Consider the following 19166-nt stretch of genomic DNA (forward strand, 5'->3'; position numbering starts at 1 on the left):
TGAGGTGCCGCCCGTGACCGACCCCAACGCCACCCTCCTCGCCGCCTCCCTGTGGCCCGACCCCGCCGCCCGCCCCGCTCCCGCCCCCGGCGCGGCCCCCGCCGCCTACGAGCCCGAGCACTACGCCGTGCCCGAGGACGTCCCCGCGGGGGAGGGCACCCGGCGCCGTTCCGCCCAGGCCGACGACGGGCGCCGCCGCAACCTCTCCTACCCGCCGGCGCCGGAGCCGCTGCCGCACCCGGTGGCCGACAACCACACCCACCTCGACCTGCAGGACGGCCGGGTCCAGGTCTCGGTCCGGGACGCCGCGGACGCCGCCGCCCTCGCCGGGGTGGGCGGGCTCGTCCAGGTCGGCTGCGACGTCCCCTCCTCCCGCTTCGCCGTGGCCGCCGCCGAGGCCGACCCCCGGGTTCTGGCCGCCGTGGCGCTGCACCCCAACGAGGCGCCGAAGCTCGCGGCCGCCGGGACCCTCGACGAGGCGCTCGCCGCGATCCGTTCCCTGGGGGAGCACGAGCGGGTCCGGGCCTTCGGCGAGACAGGTCTCGACTACTACCGCACCGAGGGGGAGGGGCGGGAGCACCAGAAGCGGTCCTTCCGGGAGCACATCCGCTTCGCCCAGGAGACCGGCAAGGCGCTGCAGATCCACGACCGGGACGCCCACGCCGACGTCGTCGCCGTCCTGCTGGAGGAGGGCGCCCCCGAGCGCACCGTGTTCCACTGCTTCTCCGGGGACGAGGAGCTCGCGCGCACCTGCAACGAGCACGGCTGGTACATGTCCTTCTCCGGGACCGTCACCTTCAAGAACAGCCACGACCTCAAGGCCGCGCTGCGCACCGCCCGCCCCGAACTGGTGCTCACCGAGACCGACGCGCCGTTCCTCACCCCCCACCCGTACCGGGGCCGGCCCAACGCCAGCTACGTGGTCAACTACACGGTGCGCGGGATGGCGGGCATCCTCGAGCAGGAGCTCGAGCCGCTGTGCGAGCGCCTCTGGGCGAACACCCTCGGGGTGTACGGCCCCTTCTGACCCGCGGCGCCCCCGTTTCCCCTCCCCGACCCGCCGAGTCCCCACAGCTTGGCCCCTTTACGCGGCGAGTCCCCAAAGTGCTCGCATTTCCCCAGAAACTCTCTGGGGAAATGCGAGCACTTTGGGGACTCGGCGGGCCAGTGGCGGGTACGCGGCGGGCCGGGAGGGATGGAGCCTGGGTCAGCGGGGCGTTGCCGTGCGGCGCAGTGCGGCCGAGATCCGGTCGACGGTCGCGGCCGGGGTACGGACGACGTCGTGCCAACCGACCCGGATGACGGTCCACCCGAGCTCTTGGATCTCGACCTCGCGCCGCCGTTCGTTGCGGATCACCGTGGCCGCGGAGTCGCTGTACTTGCTCTCGCCGTCGAACTCGAGCACCAGCCACTGCGCGGGCCACGCGAAGTCGGCCCGGTAGGTCCCCGTCCGGCCCACGATCACCCACTGCAGCTCCGGCGCCGGCAGGACGGACTCCGCCAGCATGAGGCGGGTAAGGGTCTCACCCACGGATTCAGAGCGCGTGTCCATCGCGGCGAGCACGCGCCGAGCTCTGCGCACGCCGCGTCGGCCGGCCCACTCCGGCAGTCGTTGCTCCAATCGGGCCCGCGTGAGACCGAAACGGTGCGCCTGGTCCGCCAGGACCACGGCGTCCGTGAAAGGCAGCAGGCGGGCGCAGTCCAGCAGAGTTCGTTCACCTGTGGTCGCGCGCAGCCCGCCGACCGTGACGATGTCGGACGCCGGCAGGGGCTCCTGGTGCCTCACGATGCCGGCGTATCCGTTGTGGGTTCCCTGCCCCGGCCGGGTGAGCGTGTGCAGACGGGCCGGGACGCGCCGAAGATCCAGGCCGTGCACCAGGGCCGCCGAGGCGAGACAGAAGATCGGCGGCACGGAGGCGGCCCGGCTGAGCGCCCGGTGCCGGAGCAGCGCCTGCTCCTCGGGTCTGAGTCGCAGATAGGCGTCCGACGCCGTGAAGTAGCCAGGGTGGACCCGGTGGAGATCTCCGTCGCGGAGGCGGCGCCGGATCCCTCGGCTGCTGAGGCCGGTCTCGTGCAGCTGGTGGAGGCTCATGGGCTCGGTCATGACTCCGTGATAGGTCCGGCGCCGGCCGGGCGGGCCGGTGCCGCCGCAACGGGGAACAACAATCCGGAGGGACCGCGCCGCAGGGAAATGGGGAGTGCGAATGCGGTGCTCGCCGAGCCCCCACTGCGGCTGCATATCCCCAGAGGAATGCTGGGGATATGCAGCCGCAGTGGGGGCTCGGCGGCGAGGGGGCCGGAATGTGTGGGCTCGGCGTCAGGAGGGGGCGAGGGGTGCCAGGGCACCGGGCCGATACGATGGGGCGGTGACAGAATCCACCGCGCCAGAGCCCGCCGCCCGCGCCCTGCTGGGGCCCGCGGAGATCCGGGCGCTCGCCGAGCAGCTCGGGATCCGGCCGACCAAGACGCTGGGGCAGAACTTCGTGATCGACCCCAACACGATCCGGCGGATCATCGCCGCCGCGCGGCTGGGGGAGCACGAGACGGTGCTCGAGGTGGGACCGGGCCTCGGCTCGCTGACCCTGGGGCTGCTGGACGCCGCCGATCAGGTCGTGGCGGTGGAGATCGACCCCCCGCTGGCGGCGCAGCTGCCGCACACGGTGGAGCGGCTGCGCCCCGAGCGGGCGGGGCGGCTGACCGTGCTCGAGCAGGACGCCATGCGCGTGCAGGAGCTGCCCGCCGAGCCGACCGCCCTGGTGGCGAACCTGCCCTACAACGTGGCCGTCCCGGTGCTGCTGCACCTGCTGGCCCGCTTCCCCTCGATCCGCCGCGGGCTGGTCATGGTGCAGGAGGAGGTCGCGGACCGGCTGGCCGCGGCGCCGGGCTCCAAGGTGTACGGGGTGCCGTCGGTCAAGGCCTCCTGGTACGCGGAGGTCACCAAGGCCGGGACGATCGGGAAGAACGTGTTCTGGCCGGCGCCGAAGATCGCCTCGGGGCTGGTGCGCTTCGTCCGCCGCGAGCAGCCGGTGGCGGACGTGGACCGGGAGCTGGTCTTCGCCGCGGTGGACGCCGCCTTTGCCCAGCGGCGCAAGACCCTGCGGGCCGCCCTCGCCGGCTGGGCGGGCTCCGCCGCGGCGGCCGGCGAGATCCTCGAGGCCGCCGGGATCGACCCCGGGGAGCGCGGGGAGAAGCTGGACGTCCACGAGTTCGCCCGGATCGCGCGGGCCGGCGCCGCCGCGGGCCTGACCGCCGGGGTGTGCGGGGCATGACCGCGGTGCTGCTCACGGAGCGCGCCGGCGCGCCCGGCAAGGTCAACCTGTTCTTCGCCGCGGGCCCGCCGCGACCGGACGGCTACCACGACGTCGCGAGCTTGTACTGCGCGGTGAGCACGGGGGAGACCCTGACGGCCACGCTGACCCGGGGCACCGGCACCACCGTGGGCGTGGCGGCGGTCCCGGGCTCGCTCGTGGCCCAGCAGCTCGACCGCGGGACGTTCTCCCTGGACGCCGTGCCCACCGACGGGTCCAACCTGGCCGTCCGGGCCGCCGAGGCCGTGCTCGCCCGCTTCCCGCCCCTGGCGGGCGGGCTGCACCTGCAGCTCGACAAGGCCGTGCCCGTGGCCGGCGGCATGGGCGGGGGCTCCGCGGACGCCGCGGCGGCCCTGGTCGCCGTGAACCGGCTCGCCGCCCGCGTCTCGGGGGAGCCCGAGCTCGACGACGACGCGCTGCTGGAGCTCGCGGCCGGTCTCGGCGCCGACGTGCCGTTCGCGCTGACGGGCGGGGCCGCGGTCGGCACCGGGACGGGATCCCGGCTGCGCCCGGTGGCGGTCGGGGCGGCGCTGCACCTGGTGCTGGTGGCGGCCGAGGCTGGGCTGTCGACGCCCGCCGTCTACGCGGAGCTGGACCGGCTGCGCGCGGACGAGGACGTCCCCGCGCCGCGGCTGCCGGGCGACCTCGAGGCGGTCCTGGGCACCGGGGCGGCCGGCGAGCTGGCCCCGCTGCTGGCCAACGACCTGCAGGCCGCGGCCCTGTCCCTCGCGCCGCAGCTGGGGCCGGTGCTGGCCGCGGGCGCGGCCGCCGGCGCGCTGGCGAGCTTCGTATCCGGGTCCGGGCCCACGGTGGCGCACCTGGTGGCGGACGCCGCCGCGGCCGAGGACCTCGCGGACGTGCTCAGGGGCCAGGGAGCGCCCGCTCTCGCGGTGCGTGCTCCCTGACCCCTGGCCTCCGACCGCCGGCGCCTGGATCTGACCTGACCTCCCGGGTTCAGGCGGCGCCGGCGGACGATCAGCGGTGCTGCGGCGCGGCGTCCGTGCCCGGGCGCACCTGGCGCTGCACCACGAACGCGGGGACCACGGCGGCGCCGCGGCCGCTGAGCCGCTCGAAGCGCTCCTGGAACCGGCGCAGCCGGCCCCGGGGCTCCACGGCCAGCACCACGCCGTCCACCCGGTCGGTCAGGGCGGCGAGCTCGGCGGCACCCGCGCGGGGCGGGACCGTGGCCACGAGCAGCGAGGGCGTGGTGTCGTCCATGCCCAGCCAGTCGGTGTCGCCCAGCGGGCCCACGGCGTCCGTGAGGGTGCGGGTGTCCACGACCTCCACGGTGCCGCCCCACGAGGAGACGACGGCGTCCAGTGCCTGGACGACCACGGTGGCCTGTCCGGGCAGGGCCGAGTGCACGGCGATCCGGGAGCCGGGCCGCGGCACCGCGCGGTCCTCGTCCTGGGAGAGCCGGCGCAGCAGCTCGAGTGCGCCGTCCTCGTCATCCACGGAGTTCAGCACCACGGCGGGCGAACCGGTCCCGTCGGCGAGCCGGTCGGGCCGGCGCACGCTGCGGTCGGCGCGCTCCCGGAACGCCCCGGCGAGGGCGCCGAGGACCAGGCCGCCCACCACGCCGCCGGCCACGAAGAGCGGGATGCCGGCCGAGGAGGGCTCCTGCGGCGGCGTGGCCTCGCTGATCACGCGGCCCGGCGTCGGGGCGATGAGGGCGAGGGCGGTGCGCTGCTCGCGCAGCTGCCGCAGGCTGGAGGAGTCGTCGTCGCTGCGCTCGAGGCCGGCGATGGACTCGTCGATGCGCTTCAGCGTGTCGTCGGCGGTGGTCTGCACGTCCTCGCCGCGGTCGGCGAGGTAGGCGGTGGCCAGGGCGTTGGCGCGCTCGGCGGCCTGGTTCGGGTCGTCGCCGGTCACCGTCACGCGGAGCACCTGGGTGTCGTCCGGGGCAGTGGTCGAGAGCCGCTCGAGCAGGTCCTCGGCCAGCGCGGGGTCGGCCTCCTCGACGGGGACGTCCTGCAGCAGGGCGGCGGCCCGCAGGGTGATGCGCTGCGAGGCCATCGTGGCCATCTCGGTCTGCATCTCGACCTCCTCGAAACCGGAGTCGCCGGTGAGCGGGTTCACCGCGCTCGGCGTGACGGTCATCGAGGCGGTCGCCTGGTAGGTCGGCGGCCACAGCAGACCCGCCACGAGGGCGGCGGCCAGCACGACGAGCCAGGTGCTGAGGATCGTGGGCCACCGGTGCAGGACGCGGCGCCACGCGGGCGTCGGGTCCGCCGGCTCCGGCCGGTTCGGCCGGGCCCGGACGGTGTCGTCCCGGGTTCGGCGCCGTTCGGCGCCGATGGTGTTCAGAGTCTCGCTCATGTGGATTTCCCCCCTGGTGGATCGCGGGTCGTCTCGGATGGAGCAGCCGCGCCCGGCGTCCGCCCCCCGGCGGATCGCCGACCCCGGCCCCGGGAAGCGCTGCCGGGTCCAGCCCGGTCGGCCACGTCCTGATTCCGATGTCGATCGATTGAAATGTTACAGATGCAAACTCATCGGGACCACAGCAGGACCCGGTGATCCCGTGGTCTCTTCGGACCACACGCCTCGGCGTCCGTCCCCCGGACGGCGGCGCGGCCCCGGAGCACGAGGACCGCCCCGGCGCCGGCCACGAGCAGGCCGGTCAGCGCGAGGTGGACGAGCAGGCCGGTGGTGGTGATGCCGAGCAGGGCGCGGACGGCCAGCCCGCCCCCGCCCGTGAGCACGGCCGCGGCCGCGGCGATGGCGCCGACCACGGACCAGCGCGGGGCGATGCCGAGCAGCCGCACGGACTGGAACAGGGCCAGCCCCGTGTCGGTGAGCACCGACGCCGCCCACGCCGTGGCGGCTCCCACGAGGCCCCACTGCGGGATCAGCCACAGGTTCAGGGCCACGGCCACGGCCAGGGCCGCGGACTTGTTCATCAGCTGCCACCGGCTGCGCCCGGCCATCAGCAGCAGGGACTGCACGCCGCCGGCCGAGACGGCCAGGAGCATGGCGGTGGCGATGACGAGCATCGCGGGGTAGCCGGACTCGAAGCCCTCGCCGAAGAAGGACAGGACCACCGGCCCGAACAGCAGCAGGGTGAGGTAGAAGGGCCAGGCGCCGGCCACGAGCACGGCGGTGGTGCGGGTGAACACGGAGCGGGCGGTGGCGAGGTCGTCGACCGCCAGCGCGGCGCTGATGGACGGGCCGGTGACCATGCGCGCGGTGTGGTCGAGCATGGCGCCCACCCGGATGCACCGGTTGACCACGCCGTAGACGCCCGCCGCGGCGGGGCCCAGGAACGCGGCCACGAGCAGCACGTCGAGCCACTCGAGCAGCGCCTCGACCACCGCGGTCACGCCGCGGGCGGAGGAGAAGGACCAGAACGCCCGCCGCTGCTGGTCCGGCTCCGGCGGGGGAGCGGCCCCGGGTCGGTCGCGCAGGTCCCGGAGACAGCGGCGCAGCAGCAGGAGGGCGAGCACGGCGACCACGGCGACCGGTGCCGTCCACGCCGCCGTGAGGGCGAGCAGCCCGCCGCCGGCGACGACGACGGCGAGGACGCCGAGCACCCGCAGCGAGGGCAGCACCACGTTCTGCAGGAAGGAGAAGGTCGGCACCCGGTGCAGCCCGCGCAGGGCGCCGAAGGCGAGGTTGAGCACGGCGCCCAGCACGAGGAAGGGCGCCGCGAGCAGCACGGCGGGGCCCACGCCGTCGGGCAGGGTCCCGGGCACGGCCGTGAGCACGGCCGCGGTGGCGGCGACGCCCGCGGCGAGCACGAGCACCGGCCGGGCCGCGATCCGCAGCACCCCGGGCACCGCGGCGCCCTGGCCCCGGGCGGTGAGGGCGGGGACCGCCCGCACCAGCCCGGTGTCGGCGCCGAAAGTGGACAGGGTGGTGGCGATCGCCAGCACGGCCACCACCTGGAAGAACTGACCGGCCGCCGCCGCGCCCGAGGCGTTGGAGACCACCAGCGTGGCGGCGAAGGCGAGGCCCGCACCGGTGACCACGAAGGCGAAGGTCAGCGAGCCCGAGCGCGCCAGCGGCTGCGCGCTCACAGCCCCTCCCCGTAGCGCCGGGAGCGCAGCAGCACGGCCAGGCTCAGGCTGATCAGGATGAACTGCACCGCGTCGAGGCCGTAGTAGGTGAAGAACAGGCACGCGGCCACGGGCGCGGAGTGCACGAGCAGCCCGGTGGTGGTGCGGACCTTGAGCGTCAGCAGCGTGGTCCCGTGCAGGTAGGCCACGAACAGGCCCAGCCCCACGAGCCCGTAGCAGAACATGAGGGTCCAGACGTAGCCCTGGGTGCCCATCTCGATGCCGACGGTCTCGTCGTACAGCGGCGCCCCGTAGCCGAGCAGCGGGGAGTCCAGGGTGGCCAGGAACGTGTCCCGGTACAGGTCGGAGCGGGTGCCCGTGCTGTCGCTGTACTCCTGGCGGCCCAGGATCCGTTCCACGGCGCCGCTGGCCACGAGCCACCCGCCGACGGCGGCCGTGCCGGCGACCCCGGCCAGGGCCACCCCGATCCGGCCCCGCAGGACCATCCGGACCATCACGTAGCCGAGCGCCACCGCGATGCCGAGGAACATGCCCCGGTTGGTGGTCGCCACGGCCGGGGCGAGCGAGGCCACCAGCCCGGCCACGATCAGCAGGTGCCGGGCGCGGAAGCGGACGGTGGTGAGGTAGGCGAGGACCAGGGGCGTGAGGAGCACGAACCCGGAGCCCCACCCGTTGGTGTACGGGAACGGGGCGGCCGGCCGGTTGTACGGCTCGGGCGCGCCCCAGGGGAGCTGGACCTCCGCCAGGGGCGGGAAGAAGAAGTTCTGCACCAGCGCGTTGGAGGTGATGCCCTCCGGCAGCAGCAGGCCGATCGGGGTGGTCAGCCGCGCCTCGGGGATCACGAACGTCAGCAGGCCCAGTCCCACGAGCGTGGCCCATGCGACCACGGCGGCCCGCAGGAACCGCCGGTGGTCCAGGGTCTCGCGGGCGTTCCAGTAGTAGACGAAGTAGATCAGCGCGGCGCAGATGTTGACCCAGCGCAGCGCGAAGCCCATCCAGGAGCCGAACCCCTCGATCTGCACCGAGCTCGCCGCCATCCACAGCAGGAACACCACGAGCAGCCAGGCCGGCCACGGGACCGTCACCGAGCGGTGGAGCACGAGCAGGAAGAGCATGACCACGGCGAGCAGCGCCGGGGCGAACTGCAGGGCGCCGGAGGCCCAGATCAGCGGCAGCCCCCAGAACAGGACCAGCAGCGGCCAGGCGGGCAGGACGCCGGTGGTGCGACGGACCGGGGCCGGCCGCACCACCGAGGGGCTCAGGAGCGCCACGGCCGCCTCACACCCCTCTGCCGAAGAAGGACACGGCGTTCTGCAGCCGCTCGGCGCTGACCGCGCCGGTCGCCACGGCCAGGGCGCCCCACGCCCGCAGCTGGCTGCGGTCCCGGCGCAGCGCCGCCCGCGCCCACCGGACCGCCTCCCGGCGGTCGCCGCGGGCGGCGTGGGCGAACGCGACCTGGCCGGCCATCAGGGCCGTGCCCTGGTCGGAGGTCTCGAACTCGGGGAACTTGCGCAGCATGTAGGTCAGGGCGTCTGCCATGTCCCCCCACTGCTGGCGGAAGAAGGAGGGCCGGTCCCAGCGCACGGTCAGCACGGTCTCGGGCACGGAGTGCACCGGGGCGTGCCGGGCCAGGCGCAGCAACAGGTCGTAGTCCTCGCCGTAGGAGGACGGCAGGTCCTCGTCGACGAGGCCCACGGGCCCGTACAGGTCGGCGCGGCGGCAGATCAGCGCCGAGGGGTGGATCTCCATCATCCGGTCGGCCAGCAGCTCCGGGAAGGTGGCCACGGCCTGCGGGACGCGCCGGATGGTGCGCTCGTGGGAGACGATGTCGATCGCGCCGGCGATCGCGGAGGCCTCCGGGTGCCGGTGCCAGTGCGCCACCTGCCGGGTGAGCTTGCGCGGGGCCCACACGTCGTCGTCGTCGCAGAAGGCGATGATCTCCCCGGTGGCCGCGTGGATGCCCGTGTTGCGGGCGCCCACCAGGCCCGGGGACCGGGTGTTGGGCACGGTGCGCAGCTCCACGCCGGCCGGGACCTCCACGTCCGTGAGCGGGTCGACCTCGATCCGGTCGAAGACCACGACGACCTGCAGCGGGCCGGCGTAGTCCTGCTCGACGATCGCGCGGACCGCCTCGCGGAGCATCTCGGGCCGCCCGGCGGTGGCGATCAGGACGGACACGGACGGGTGGGCGGTGCGGAACCCTGCGGCGGTGGCGGTGGCGGTGGCGGCTGCCGGGGCCGGGGCGAGGACGTCAGCGGACATGGCGGGTGCTCCTGTCGGTCGGGAGGGCGCCGACGGCGTCGGCGTCCGGGGCGGTGGCGGCGGGCCGTGCGGTCAGCCCCAGATACTTGCGCCGCATGGAGACCGCGCTGATCGCCGCGAGGGCGGCCAGCAGGATCGCGTAGGCGGGCAGGAAGAGTACGGGGAACCCCCACAGGAGGAAGATCCAGCAGGTGACCCCCGCGTCGGTGGGCAGGTTGAGGAAGGAGCGCAGCGTCCCGCCCGCGGGCGGCCCGGCGATCCCGCCCTTGCGCCGTAGCTGCTCGGCGAGGATCTGGCTCATGAACTGGCCGACCTCCACGAGCACGAACAGCGCGGCGAGCACCGCGAGGGCCGCTGCCGGGAACGCCTCGGGCCGGGGGTGCAGCAGGGCGGCGGCCGCCACGGCCAGGTGCAGCGCGGGGGTCCGGATCGAGTCGACCACGTGGTCGAGCCACTCCCCGGCCGGCGAGCCGGTGCCGGTGAGCCGGGCCACCTGCCCGTCGGCGGAGTCCAGGACGTAGCCGGCGGCGAGGAGCAGGGCGACGACGACGCCCGTGGCCGGGGTGGGCGGAGCCGCCACGAGCACGACCAGCCCCGCCGCGGAGAGGACCGCGCTGAGGGCGGTCACCCCGTTGGGGGTCAGCCCCGCCGCGGCGGCCCGCGCGGCGGCGTAGCGGGCCAGCGGGCGGTTCACCCACCGGGTGTACGCCGGGACCCCCTGGCCGGGCTTCTGCGCGGCGCGCAGCCCGGCCAGGGCCTCCTCGTAGCTCGGACGGCGCCGCGGGGCGGCGGTGTCGGTGGTGCTCATCAGGCGTTCGCCTCCGTGCTGGGCACGAGCTCGAGGTCGAAGGTCGTGTCGGTGGTGTTCGTCCAGTTGGAGTGCACCTCGGCGGCGATCACGTTCCTGCCGTTGCGCAGCGCCGACGCGGGGATCTCGACCACGACCGGGGCGGCCATCGCGGTGGCCGTCCGGCGCGGCGCCAGCGCGTAGGTCCCGGGGCCCAGGTTGCCGTCCGGCAGGTTGTCCCGGACGACCTCCTTGCCGTTGACGTAGACCGCCACGGCGTCGTCGGCCCGGGTGGTGAGCGTGAGCTTCCCGTACTTGGAGGCGTCGGCCACGTCCAGGGACCGGCGGTAGTACGTGGTCAGCGGACGCGTGCCGTCGGCCACGAGCGTGGTCTTCACCGAAGCGTCGCCCCAGCCGAGCACGGCCGAGCCCTGCTTCCACGCGGCGTCGTCGAACGCCGTGCCGGCCCAGTCGCCGGCCGGCGGGTTCGCCCGGTCGTGGTGGTACCGCCAGGTGGCGCCCTCGGCGACCAGCGCGTCCGGCTCCTCGGCCGGGGACTCCTCCGCGGGCGGCGCCGGCTGCGTGCCGGGGGTGACGACCGCGGAGAGCTCGAAGGTCGCGTCGGTGGTGTTCGTCCAGTTGGAGTGCACCTCGGCGGCGATCACGTTCTTGCCGGTCTTCAGCGCCGATCCGGGCACCTCGACCACGACCGGGTCGGCCACCGCGGTGGCCGTCCGGCGCGGGGCCGTCGCGTAGGTGCCGGGGCCGAGGTCGCCGTCGGGCAGGTTGTCCCGGGCGACCTCCTTGCCGTTGACGTAGACCGCCACGGCGTCGTCGGCGCGGGTGGTGAGGGTCAGCTTCGCCACCTCGGAGGCGTCCGCCACGTCCACCTCCTTGCGGTAGTAGGTGGTGAGCGGGCGGGTGCCGTCGGCCACGAGCGTGGTCTTCACCGAGGCGTCGCCCCAACCGAGCACGGCCGAGCCCTGCTTCCACGCGGCGTCGTCGAAGCCGGTGCCGGCCCAGTCGCCGGCCGGCGGGTTGGCGCGGTCGTGGTGGTACTTCCACGTGGCGCCCTCGGCGACCAGCGTGTTGGGACCGGCCGGCTCGTCGGCCGGGGGCTCCTCCGCCGGGGGCTCCTCCGCGGGCGGCTCCTCGGCCGGCGGCTCCTCCTCCGCCGGGGGCGCCGGCTGCGTGCCGGCGGTGACCACCGCGGAGAGGTCGAAGGTGGCGTCGGTGGTGTTCGTCCAGCTGGAGTGCATCTGGGCGGAGATCACGTTCTTGCCGGTCTTCAGCGCCGATCCGGGCACCTCGACCACGACCGGCTCGGCCACCGCGGTGGCGGTCCGGCGCGCGGACAGCGCCCACGGCGTGTCCTCGAGCGAGCCCTCGGCGACGTTGGAGCGGACCACTTCCTTGCCGTTGACGAAGACGACCACACCGTCGTCGGCGCGGGTGGTGAGGGTCAGCTTGGCCACCTTGGAGGCGTCGGCCACGTCCACGGTCTTGCGGAACTGGGTGACGATCGGGCGGGTGCCGTCGGCCACGAGCGTGGTCTTCACCGAGGCGTCGTTCCAGCCGAGCACGGCCGAGCCCTGCTTCCAGGAGGAGTCGTCGTAGTCGGCGGCCGTCCAGTTCGCCCCGGGCGAGACGTCGCGGTTGTGGTGGTACTTCCACGTGGCGCCCTCGGCGATCAGGGTGCTCGTGCCGGGTTCGGGCTCGGGCTGCGGCTCCGGGGCAGGCTGCGAGCCGGCCACCACCACCGGGGTGGAGGCGGAGACGTTGCCCGCGGCGTCCGCCGCGCGCACCGCGTACCGGGCGGCGTCCACGTGCGGGACCTTGAGGCTGGTGCCCGTGGCGGTGCCGATGGGCCGGTCGTTGCGCAGCACCTGGTAGGTCACGCCGGACTCGGGGGCCGCCGTCCAGGAGAGGGCGGCGGAGTCGCCGTCCCGGGCGACCTTCAGGCCGGTGGGCGCGGCAGGGGCCTTGGCGTCGCGCGGGGCGAAGCGGAGGAAGCCACCGGACCACTGCGCGGAGCCGGAGGTGGCGACGCTGCGGTTGATGTCGCCGCCGGTCCACAGGACCCCGTTGCTGTCCACGAGGGTGGCCCACACGCCCCAGCCGCCGAAGCCCTTGATCTCCGGGTTGAAGCCGGGCAGGTACTTGCCGCCGGCGGCGTCCCACGCGCCGATCGCGTTGATCCGGTCGGCGACGGTCACGGGGCGGGTGTTGCCCCCGGCCTTGATCCACTTGGTGGCGCCGGCGTTGAACCAGTGGAAGCAGTGGCAGGCGCCGTAGACGGTGTCGTCGGTGGAAGTGATCGCCTGGATGTCGCCGCCCAGGGACGTGATGCCCCAGGAGGTGCGCTGGAAGGTGGAGCGGTCGTAGCCGAACATCGAGTGCTCGGCGCCGCCGGCCCACACGGTGTTCCCCTGCTCGCGCACGGCGAGCTGGAAGGCGGTCTGGCCGGGGTTGGCGTAGTCCACGGGCACGGACGGCTCCCAGGTCCAGGTGTCCAGCGGGGCGCCGGCGGTGGTGCGCACCGAGGCCAGGCGGAACGCCGAGGCGCCCCGGGACTGGTTGAAGTAGCCGGCGGCGTAGAGCCGGTCGCCCTTGGACGAGGCGTCGATGCTGGCCACGGTGCCGTTGAACTCGGGGTTCCAGCTCGCGTCCGGGGTGCGCGTGGAGATCTTCACGCGGGCGCCGGAGCGGGCGTAGACCTTGCCGGTGGCCTGCCCGCCGCTCAGGTGGGTGAAGGCACCGCCCAGGTACAGGTGGTCGCCCTGCACGTCCAGCGCCCGGACCTGCAGCACGCCGCCGGTCAGCAGGTTCTCCACCTTGAGGTTCCAGGCGGTGTCGATCTTGCCGGTCGTGGCGTCGAGCACCACGAAGCCGGGGGAGCTCACGCCGTTGACGGTGCTGAAGCGCCCGCCCACGGCCAGCCGGTTGTTCGGCAGCTCGGCGAGGGCCTTGACCTGGCCGTTGAAGACCGGGCGGAAGTCGGTGCGCAGCTCGCCGGTGTTGACGTCGAAGGCCGCCAGGTAGGACTGGGCCACGCGCCCCGTGCCGGCCTGGTTGCGCTGCATCGCCTTGAAGTTGCCGCCGGTGAACACCGTGCTCCCGATCTGCTCGAGGGCCTGCACCTCGGAGTTCATCTCGCCGTCCTGCCCGTCGGCGCGCTCCACGGCGCCCCACTTCGTGGGCTCGGCGCCGTTGTTGGGCAGGGCCCGCTGGGCGGCCGCGGCGGTGCCGGAGTCGGGGATCGCCTTGCCGGTGAAGGCCTGCTGGGTGAGCTTGGGCCGCAGGTACATCTGGGTGAAGGGGATGGCGCCCTTCCCGCCGGCGGCCGGTGTCCACAGGTGGGTGGTGCTGGTGTTGCTGCCGGTCACGTCGTCGCCGTAGCGGAAGCCGCGCTGCCAGCTGGTCTCGGTGACGTCCTGGAAGCGCACGCGGGCGGTGCCGGTGTTCGTGCCGAAGTCGTTGGTGGTGCCGGTGGTCCCGGAGGCCACGCCGGTGCCGTAGACCAGGGAGAAGGAGGTCACCGGGGTGCGGGAGCCGAACGTCCAGTTCCAGTACGGCTTGGCAGAGATCTTCATCCGCCCCTCCTGCCAGGTGGTGCCCGCGGCGTCACGGGCCCGGCGGATCCGGATGCCGTCCTCGAGGGAGTCGGGCCGCTGCCCGTTCAGGAGCTCGTCGACCGTCTTCGAGGGCAGCTGCTTGGGCGCGAAGGCCGCGGTGCCCGTGACCGTGGAGGAGACGTCCTTGGGCGTGCCCACGCCCTGGTAGTACTCCTTCCAGTCGTTGCGGCCGCGGCCCACGAGGACCCAGCCGCCGCCGTCGGTCACCTGGTCGCAGTAGAACTGCTCGGGTGCGGTCATGGCCGGGGTGACCAGCCAGTAGACGCCGGAGGCGGACTTCGGGTCCTTCTGCTTGATCTCCCAGCAGGACGCGGCGGCCGAGGCCGCGGACTTGCCGTCCACCGGCGGCGCCTCCGCGGCGCCCACCGGGACGGAGGTCAGCAGCGTCGCGGCGACGGCCAGCACGGTGCCGATGCCCAGGGACGCCCTGGTGCGGGCCGTGCGCGCGCGGCGCCGGCTCCTGTCCGCCCGGGGCGGGGTGTTCGTGTTTCCCATGGTGTGGTTCCTCAACAGGTTCGTGCGGACGGATCAGCAGGTCGGGTCGTCGGGGAAGCCGTGCTGGACGACTTGCCAGGACTGGCCCGGTTGGCGGAAGAGGTCGTAGTTGTGCAGGGCCCTGCGGTCCTTCTGCTTGCCGCTGACGACCACGCCGTCGCGGTCCACGACGGTGACCTCGGAGGAGTCCAGGCAGACGGTGACGCGCACGGCCTCGCCGTCGTCCACGGGCAGCGGGGCGGAGACGGGATCGCCGACGACGACGGGTGCTCCGCGCTGCTCCCAGCCCTGGTGCTCGAACTCGGCCAGGGACGCGATGACCTCCTGGAGGGCGGTGCCCGCGGCGGACTCCTCGGCCGCCTCGACGACGGCCAGGTCCAGCTCGGCGGCGGGCTCGTCCCCGCCGCCGAGCTCGGCGGAGGACTCCGGGTTGGCCGGGTCCGCCGGGGCCGGCCGGTCGGACGGGACGAAGGCCTCCTGGGCTTCGAGCACCGCCTCGATCTGCTCGACCTCGGGCGCGTCCGCGGCCACGGGCGCCGCCGAGGGCAGGTCCTTGGCGCGGACCTCCTGCGGCGTCTCCAGCTCCACCACGGTGGACGCCTCGAGGGCGTCGGCCGCGGGGTCGTCCGTGGCGCCGGCGGCGCCGCAGCCGGTCAGGACGCCGGCGAGCAGGAGCCCGCCCAGCACCGTGCGGGCTGTTCGGGCAGTGGGACCTCGAGTGCTCGATGTGCACGACAGGTCAAGGATCATGTCAGCTCCCCCCAGATCTGAACTTCCGGCGCCGAGTGGCCGGCGCCGCGGTGATCCGCCGCAGGTTGTGGGTCGAGGGACCCCCGCGGCGTTCCGGGCGACCCCCCGCCCGGATTCATTGGATCGCATGGAGTCTAACCCCGGCGTTAACGATCGGGAACGGAATCCGATGTCCCCTTTTGTGACCCGGATTATCAGATGCAAACGCAGGTTTCTCCGCAGTAGGGTGAGGCGATCACCGGAATTCCCTCAAGCAAACGGGGGGTCCGGACGCAGCAGGGGACGGCCGCGGCTCGGGGGAGCGCGGCGTCCGGCGAACGCAGGGAGACGTTGTGGCGGGGGAGACAGCAGGACCGGTTCCGGCAGGGGCGCGCCGGCGTCCGAGGGCGCAGCTGCCCGTGCGGCAGTTCGCGCACCTCGACGCGATGCGGGCCGCCGCGGTGATGCTCGTGGTGCTAGCGCACGCGGGGCTCGAGGTGGTGCCGGGGGGCAGCGGGGTGACGATCTTCTTCGTCATCTCCGGGTTCATCATCACGCACCTGGTGCTCAAGGAGCACCGGCGCACCGGGGGCTTCGACATCGCGGGGTTCTACCGCCGGCGGGCCCTGAAGCTGGCCCCGCCGCTGCTGGTGGCCCTGGTGCTGCCCACCGCCCTGTACGCGTGGCTGGTGCGGCCGGTGAGCCTCGGGGACTTCCTGGGGCAGGTCTTCTTCTTCTTCAACTGGCGCTACACCGACTCCCAGGTGGACGTCCTGCCCGGCTCGATCGTGGTGTGGAGCCTGTCCATCGAGGAGCAGTTCTACGTGGCGTTCGCGCTGATCTGGCTGCTGCTCGTGGGCCGGCGCCGCCCGGCCACCGCGCTGGCGGTGCTGGCGGGGACCGCCGCGCTCGCCTCGGCGGGCGCGCGGGTGGCCCTGCACCTGGGCGGCGCGAGTGCTGATCGGATCTACTTCGGCACGGACACCCGGCTCGAGGCCATCGCGATCGGGGTGCTCGCCGCCGTCTGGTACGCCCGTGCCACCGGGGAGCGTGCGTCCGGGGAGCCTGCTGCCGGCGCCCCGGCGTGGTGGGGCCGGGACCGGGTCCTGGTGCTGGCGGTGCTGCTCTACCTGGCCTCGCTGCTGATCCGGGACGAGCTCTTCCGCGAGACCGTCCGCTACACGGCCCAGGCGGTGGCTGCCTGCCTGGTGGTGCTCTGGGGCCTGCACGGGCCCACCGGCCGGATCGGGACCCGGGTCCTGGCGGGGATGCGGTGGAAGCCGATCCAGCTGCTGGGGCTGGCTAGCTACAGCATCTACCTGCTCCACCTGGGCGCCGGGCACGCGCTGAGCGCGGTGTTCGGGGAGCTGCCGGGTCCGGCCGGGGTGGCCCTGCGCGTGGTGGTGGGCACCGTGGCCGGCATCGCCTGCTGGTGGTGCGTCGAGGAGCCCGTGGCCCGCTGGCACCACCGCCGCCGCACAGGTCGCCGCCCCGCGGCGGCCGCCGCCCCGGTGCCCGCCGGGCAGACGTCCGGCTAGACCGACACCTGCCCGTCCGCTGTGGACGGGCGGGCCCACAGATTTCCGCCGCGCACCCGAGGTGCCCGCGGCGAGCAGACCGAGAGGGGCCTCCGGCGCAGTCCGGGCGGTCCACCGGGCCGGGGCTGAGGAGGCCCTGGCAGGATCCCGAGGGGGGAATGACTGACATGAGCACCGACAAGCACGCACCGCGCGTGGGGTACGCGGCCGGGGCGTTCGACCTGTTCCACGTGGGGCACCTGAACATCCTGCGTCAGGCCAAGATGCACTGCGACCACCTGATCGCCGGGGTCGTCTCGGACGACCTGATCGAGATCACCAAGGGCCACCGGCCCGTGGTCTCCCTGCGCGAGCGGATGGAGATCGTCGAGCACATCCGCTACGTGGACCAGGTCCACGCCGAGGTGCTGCTGGACAAGCTGGACACCTGGCGGCAGCTGCGCTTCGACGTGTTCTTCAAGGGCGACGACTGGCGCGGCACCCCGAAGGGGGAGCGGCTCGAGCGGGAGTTCGCGGCGGTGGGCGTGGAGGTCGTGTACTTCCCGTACACGGTCCACACGTCCTCCACGAAGCTGCGGGCCGCCCTCGAGGTGCTCTCGCTCCCGGTGGGCTGAGGCTCAGCGCGGCGGCTCCGGGGGGTGCTGCCGCCCGGAGCCCTCGCCCGCCCACGGCGGCCGATGCTGCTCCGGCGGTCCCGGCGGCTCGTGCCCGGGACCGGCCTGCCCGGAACCGGTGCGGCCGGGGCCGTCCTGCCACGAACCGGCGGACGGGGAGCCGTCCCGCTGGGAGCCGTCCCGCCACGCACCGGGGGACTGCGGGCCGCCGTGCCGGGGATCGGTGTGCTGGGGACCGCCGGGCCACGACCCGGCGTCGCCGCTCCGGCCCCGGTCGAGTCCGTGGTCCCGGTCCCGGTCCGCGCGCCGGCGCGCCCGGGAGCGGCGGGCGGCGTCCCAGGCCCCCACCACGAGGGCGCCGAGGCCGAGCAGCGCCACGAGCAGGCCGACGACGGGACCCAGGAAGGGCACGGCCCTCAGCAGCACGTAGACCAGCAGGCCGAGGGCCAGGGCGAGCACGCGCTTGCCGAAGCTCACCGGTGCCCGGTCCCGGAGCAGGAGCCCGCCCGCGGTGAAGCCCACCACGACCGGGGCCAGCAGGGCCACGGCGAGCACCAGGCCCAGGACCAGCACGAGGTCCAGCACCACGGCCGTGGTCACGACCGCGGCGGCCAGCCCGGCGAGGGTCATCCAGCCCAGGGCGACGGCCAGCAGGATCGACACGACGAGCACGGCGAGCACGGCCACGGCCGTCCCCGCGATCGTCAGCGCGCCCCAGCCGAGGCTGAGCCAGGGCCGGGCCCGGAGCGTGCGCGCCGCCCCGCTCACGGCCCGGGGCAGCAGCCACAGGGCGAGCAGCCCGACCAGGAACAGGGTCACGAACAGGCGCAGCCCGGCGAGCAGCAGCGCGAGCGGCCCGGCGGGCCCGGCCGGCTCCTCCTCGACCACGACCTGCTCGTAGACGACCTCCCCGGCGATCTCGGCGCCCGGGGCGATCGCGGCCTCCGTCCCGGACCGGTAGGACAGGCTCCCGTCCAGGCGGGCCTCGTCGGTCAGGGTCAGCCCGGGCTCCACCCGCGGCACGGCCACCCCGGTGGTGGGCGCCCAGGCGGCCCCCACCTCGTCTGCGGAACCCACGTCCGCCTGCACGTCCCCGCCGATCGCCCCGGCCAGGGCGAGCGCGGCGGCCCCGGCGGTCACCTCGCCCTCGACCGTGCCGGCCAGCAGGGCCTGGTACGCGCCGAGCAGGACGTCCCCGCCGATCTCGGCGCCGGGGCGGGCCTCCACGCTGTAGCCGGCCGTGACCAGGTCGTCGGCCACCCGGGCCTGCTCGCCGAGGAGGAGCACCTGGCCGGCCACGCGGGCGTCGTCGCCCACGGTGCCCTCGATCACCACGGTCTGGGCCGCGGCCATCAGGTCCCCCTCCACCGTGCCGTTGATCGTCACCGTCCCGGCGGCCACCAGCAGGTCGCCGCGCACGGTGCCGTCGACCACCACGTCCCCGCCGGTCACGTAGAGGTCGTCGTCCACGACCTCGTCGGCCGCCACCACCACGTTCTCCTCGCCGCGGATCTCGGCGGCCCCGGCGGCGGGGGCGGTGAGCAGGAGGCCCGCGAGCGCGGTGGCCAGCAGGGTCAGGAGGGTCAGCAGGATCGGCAGGCGGCGGAGGAACGGGACGGGCGAGGTGCGGGGCACCGGCAGGGTCTCCATGGTCCCGAGTCCACGCCCGAGCCGGGACGGAGTCAAGGCGCGGCCCAGTGTGACGGCGGTCCGCCATGTACCCGCGCGTAGGTGAAGAGGTGGTCACGGTTGCGGACCATTTCCCGTGGGAGCCGGATCGCG

At 74.5% G+C, this 19166-nt stretch carries 14 protein-coding genes; 5 read left to right on the forward strand and 9 right to left on the reverse strand.

What is annotated here, in order from left to right:
• The first annotated feature begins 13 nt into the window (after positions 1–13).
• On the forward strand, positions 14–1027 hold the full coding sequence (locus tag E7Z53_RS14660) for a TatD family hydrolase (RefSeq protein WP_176338044.1): 1014 nt from the start codon (positions 14–16) through the stop codon (positions 1025–1027).
• Between the two features lie 180 nt (positions 1028–1207).
• On the opposite strand, the gene E7Z53_RS14665 is transcribed toward E7Z53_RS14660, so the two are convergent.
• Positions 1208–2104, reverse strand: a complete 897-nt coding sequence (locus E7Z53_RS14665) for a DUF559 domain-containing protein (RefSeq protein ID WP_176338045.1) — start codon at positions 2102–2104, stop codon at positions 1208–1210.
• 262 nt (positions 2105–2366) lie between these two features.
• Here E7Z53_RS14665 and rsmA point away from each other — a divergent pair, with 262 nt between their 5' ends.
• Positions 2367–3269: a 16S rRNA (adenine(1518)-N(6)/adenine(1519)-N(6))-dimethyltransferase RsmA gene (gene rsmA, locus E7Z53_RS14670; RefSeq protein ID WP_176338046.1), complete on the forward strand. Its 903-nt coding sequence runs from the start codon at positions 2367–2369 to the stop codon at positions 3267–3269.
• Positions 3266–4213 carry a 4-(cytidine 5'-diphospho)-2-C-methyl-D-erythritol kinase gene (locus E7Z53_RS14675; protein ID WP_176338047.1) on the forward strand — a complete coding sequence of 316 codons (948 nt, stop codon included), beginning with the start codon at positions 3266–3268 and terminating at the stop codon, positions 4211–4213. Before rsmA ends, E7Z53_RS14675 begins: the two co-directional genes overlap by 4 nt.
• A 70-nt stretch (positions 4214–4283) precedes the next feature.
• Here the strand turns inward: E7Z53_RS14675 and E7Z53_RS14680 are convergent, their stop codons facing one another.
• The 7 genes from E7Z53_RS14680 to E7Z53_RS14710 form a co-directional block, all read right to left on the reverse strand.
• A complete protein-coding gene (locus E7Z53_RS14680) occupies positions 4284–5627 on the reverse strand; it encodes a hypothetical protein (protein WP_176338048.1) in 1344 nt (447 codons plus the stop codon).
• Between the two features lie 170 nt (positions 5628–5797).
• Positions 5798–7324, reverse strand: coding sequence for a lipopolysaccharide biosynthesis protein (locus tag E7Z53_RS20850; protein WP_176338049.1), 1527 nt, complete (start codon positions 7322–7324; stop codon positions 5798–5800).
• The gene (locus tag E7Z53_RS14690; RefSeq protein WP_017832379.1) at positions 7321–8595 is read right to left on the reverse strand and encodes an O-antigen ligase family protein; all 1275 of its coding nucleotides are present in this window, start codon (positions 8593–8595) and stop codon (positions 7321–7323) included. Before E7Z53_RS14690 ends, E7Z53_RS20850 begins: the two co-directional genes overlap by 4 nt.
• Before the next feature lie 7 nt (positions 8596–8602).
• Positions 8603–9586 (reverse strand): glycosyltransferase family 2 protein, encoded by a 984-nt coding sequence (locus tag E7Z53_RS14695; protein WP_176338050.1) that lies wholly within the window; start codon positions 9584–9586, stop codon positions 8603–8605.
• Positions 9576–10394 carry a CDP-alcohol phosphatidyltransferase family protein gene (locus tag E7Z53_RS14700; RefSeq protein WP_176338051.1) on the reverse strand — a complete coding sequence of 273 codons (819 nt, stop codon included), beginning with the start codon at positions 10392–10394 and terminating at the stop codon, positions 9576–9578. Before E7Z53_RS14700 ends, E7Z53_RS14695 begins: the two co-directional genes overlap by 11 nt.
• The gene (locus tag E7Z53_RS14705) at positions 10394–14503 is read right to left on the reverse strand and encodes a fibrinogen-like YCDxxxxGGGW domain-containing protein (RefSeq protein ID WP_176338052.1); all 4110 of its coding nucleotides are present in this window, start codon (positions 14501–14503) and stop codon (positions 10394–10396) included. Before E7Z53_RS14705 ends, E7Z53_RS14700 begins: the two co-directional genes overlap by 1 nt.
• Before the next feature lie 33 nt (positions 14504–14536).
• On the reverse strand, positions 14537–15253 hold the full coding sequence (locus tag E7Z53_RS14710; protein ID WP_176338053.1) for a hypothetical protein: 717 nt from the start codon (positions 15251–15253) through the stop codon (positions 14537–14539).
• 398 nt (positions 15254–15651) lie between these two features.
• Between E7Z53_RS14710 and E7Z53_RS14715 the strand changes: the two genes are divergently transcribed.
• Both E7Z53_RS14715 and E7Z53_RS14720 read left to right on the forward strand, forming a co-directional pair.
• Entirely contained in the window at positions 15652–16770 is a 1119-nt protein-coding gene (locus tag E7Z53_RS14715) for an acyltransferase family protein (protein ID WP_052132919.1), read from the forward strand.
• Between the two features lie 167 nt (positions 16771–16937).
• Entirely contained in the window at positions 16938–17384 is a 447-nt protein-coding gene (locus E7Z53_RS14720) for an adenylyltransferase/cytidyltransferase family protein (protein ID WP_095650427.1), read from the forward strand.
• Between the two features lie 3 nt (positions 17385–17387).
• Here E7Z53_RS14720 and E7Z53_RS14725 read toward each other — a convergent pair whose 3' ends face one another.
• Positions 17388–19034: a bactofilin family protein gene (locus tag E7Z53_RS14725; RefSeq protein WP_176338054.1), complete on the reverse strand. Its 1647-nt coding sequence runs from the start codon at positions 19032–19034 to the stop codon at positions 17388–17390.
• Between the last annotated feature and the right edge of the window lie 132 nt (positions 19035–19166).

Origin of the sequence: Kocuria salina, from assembly GCF_013368965.1 — a bacterium.
Lineage (GTDB): Bacteria > Actinomycetota > Actinomycetes > Actinomycetales > Micrococcaceae > Kocuria > Kocuria rosea.

Bases quoted from the DNA above. Each gene is read 5' to 3' on its own strand.
- E7Z53_RS14680 (WP_176338048.1), bottom strand. From the start codon at position 5,627: ATGAGCGAGACTCTGAACACCATCGGCGCCGAACGGCGCCGAACCCGG.
- E7Z53_RS14710 (WP_176338053.1), bottom strand. From the start codon at position 15,253: ATGATCCTTGACCTGTCGTGCACATCGAGCACTCGAGGTCCCACTGCC.
- E7Z53_RS14675 (WP_176338047.1), top strand. From the start codon at position 3,266: ATGACCGCGGTGCTGCTCACGGAGCGCGCCGGCGCGCCCGGCAAGGTC.
- E7Z53_RS14665 (WP_176338045.1), bottom strand. From the start codon at position 2,104: ATGACCGAGCCCATGAGCCTCCACCAGCTGCACGAGACCGGCCTCAGC.
- E7Z53_RS14695 (WP_176338050.1), bottom strand. From the start codon at position 9,586: ATGTCCGCTGACGTCCTCGCCCCGGCCCCGGCAGCCGCCACCGCCACC.
- E7Z53_RS14720 (WP_095650427.1), top strand. From the start codon at position 16,938: ATGAGCACCGACAAGCACGCACCGCGCGTGGGGTACGCGGCCGGGGCG.
- E7Z53_RS14700 (WP_176338051.1), bottom strand. From the start codon at position 10,394: ATGAGCACCACCGACACCGCCGCCCCGCGGCGCCGTCCGAGCTACGAG.
- E7Z53_RS14725 (WP_176338054.1), bottom strand. From the start codon at position 19,034: ATGGAGACCCTGCCGGTGCCCCGCACCTCGCCCGTCCCGTTCCTCCGC.
- E7Z53_RS14705 (WP_176338052.1), bottom strand. From the start codon at position 14,503: ATGGGAAACACGAACACCCCGCCCCGGGCGGACAGGAGCCGGCGCCGC.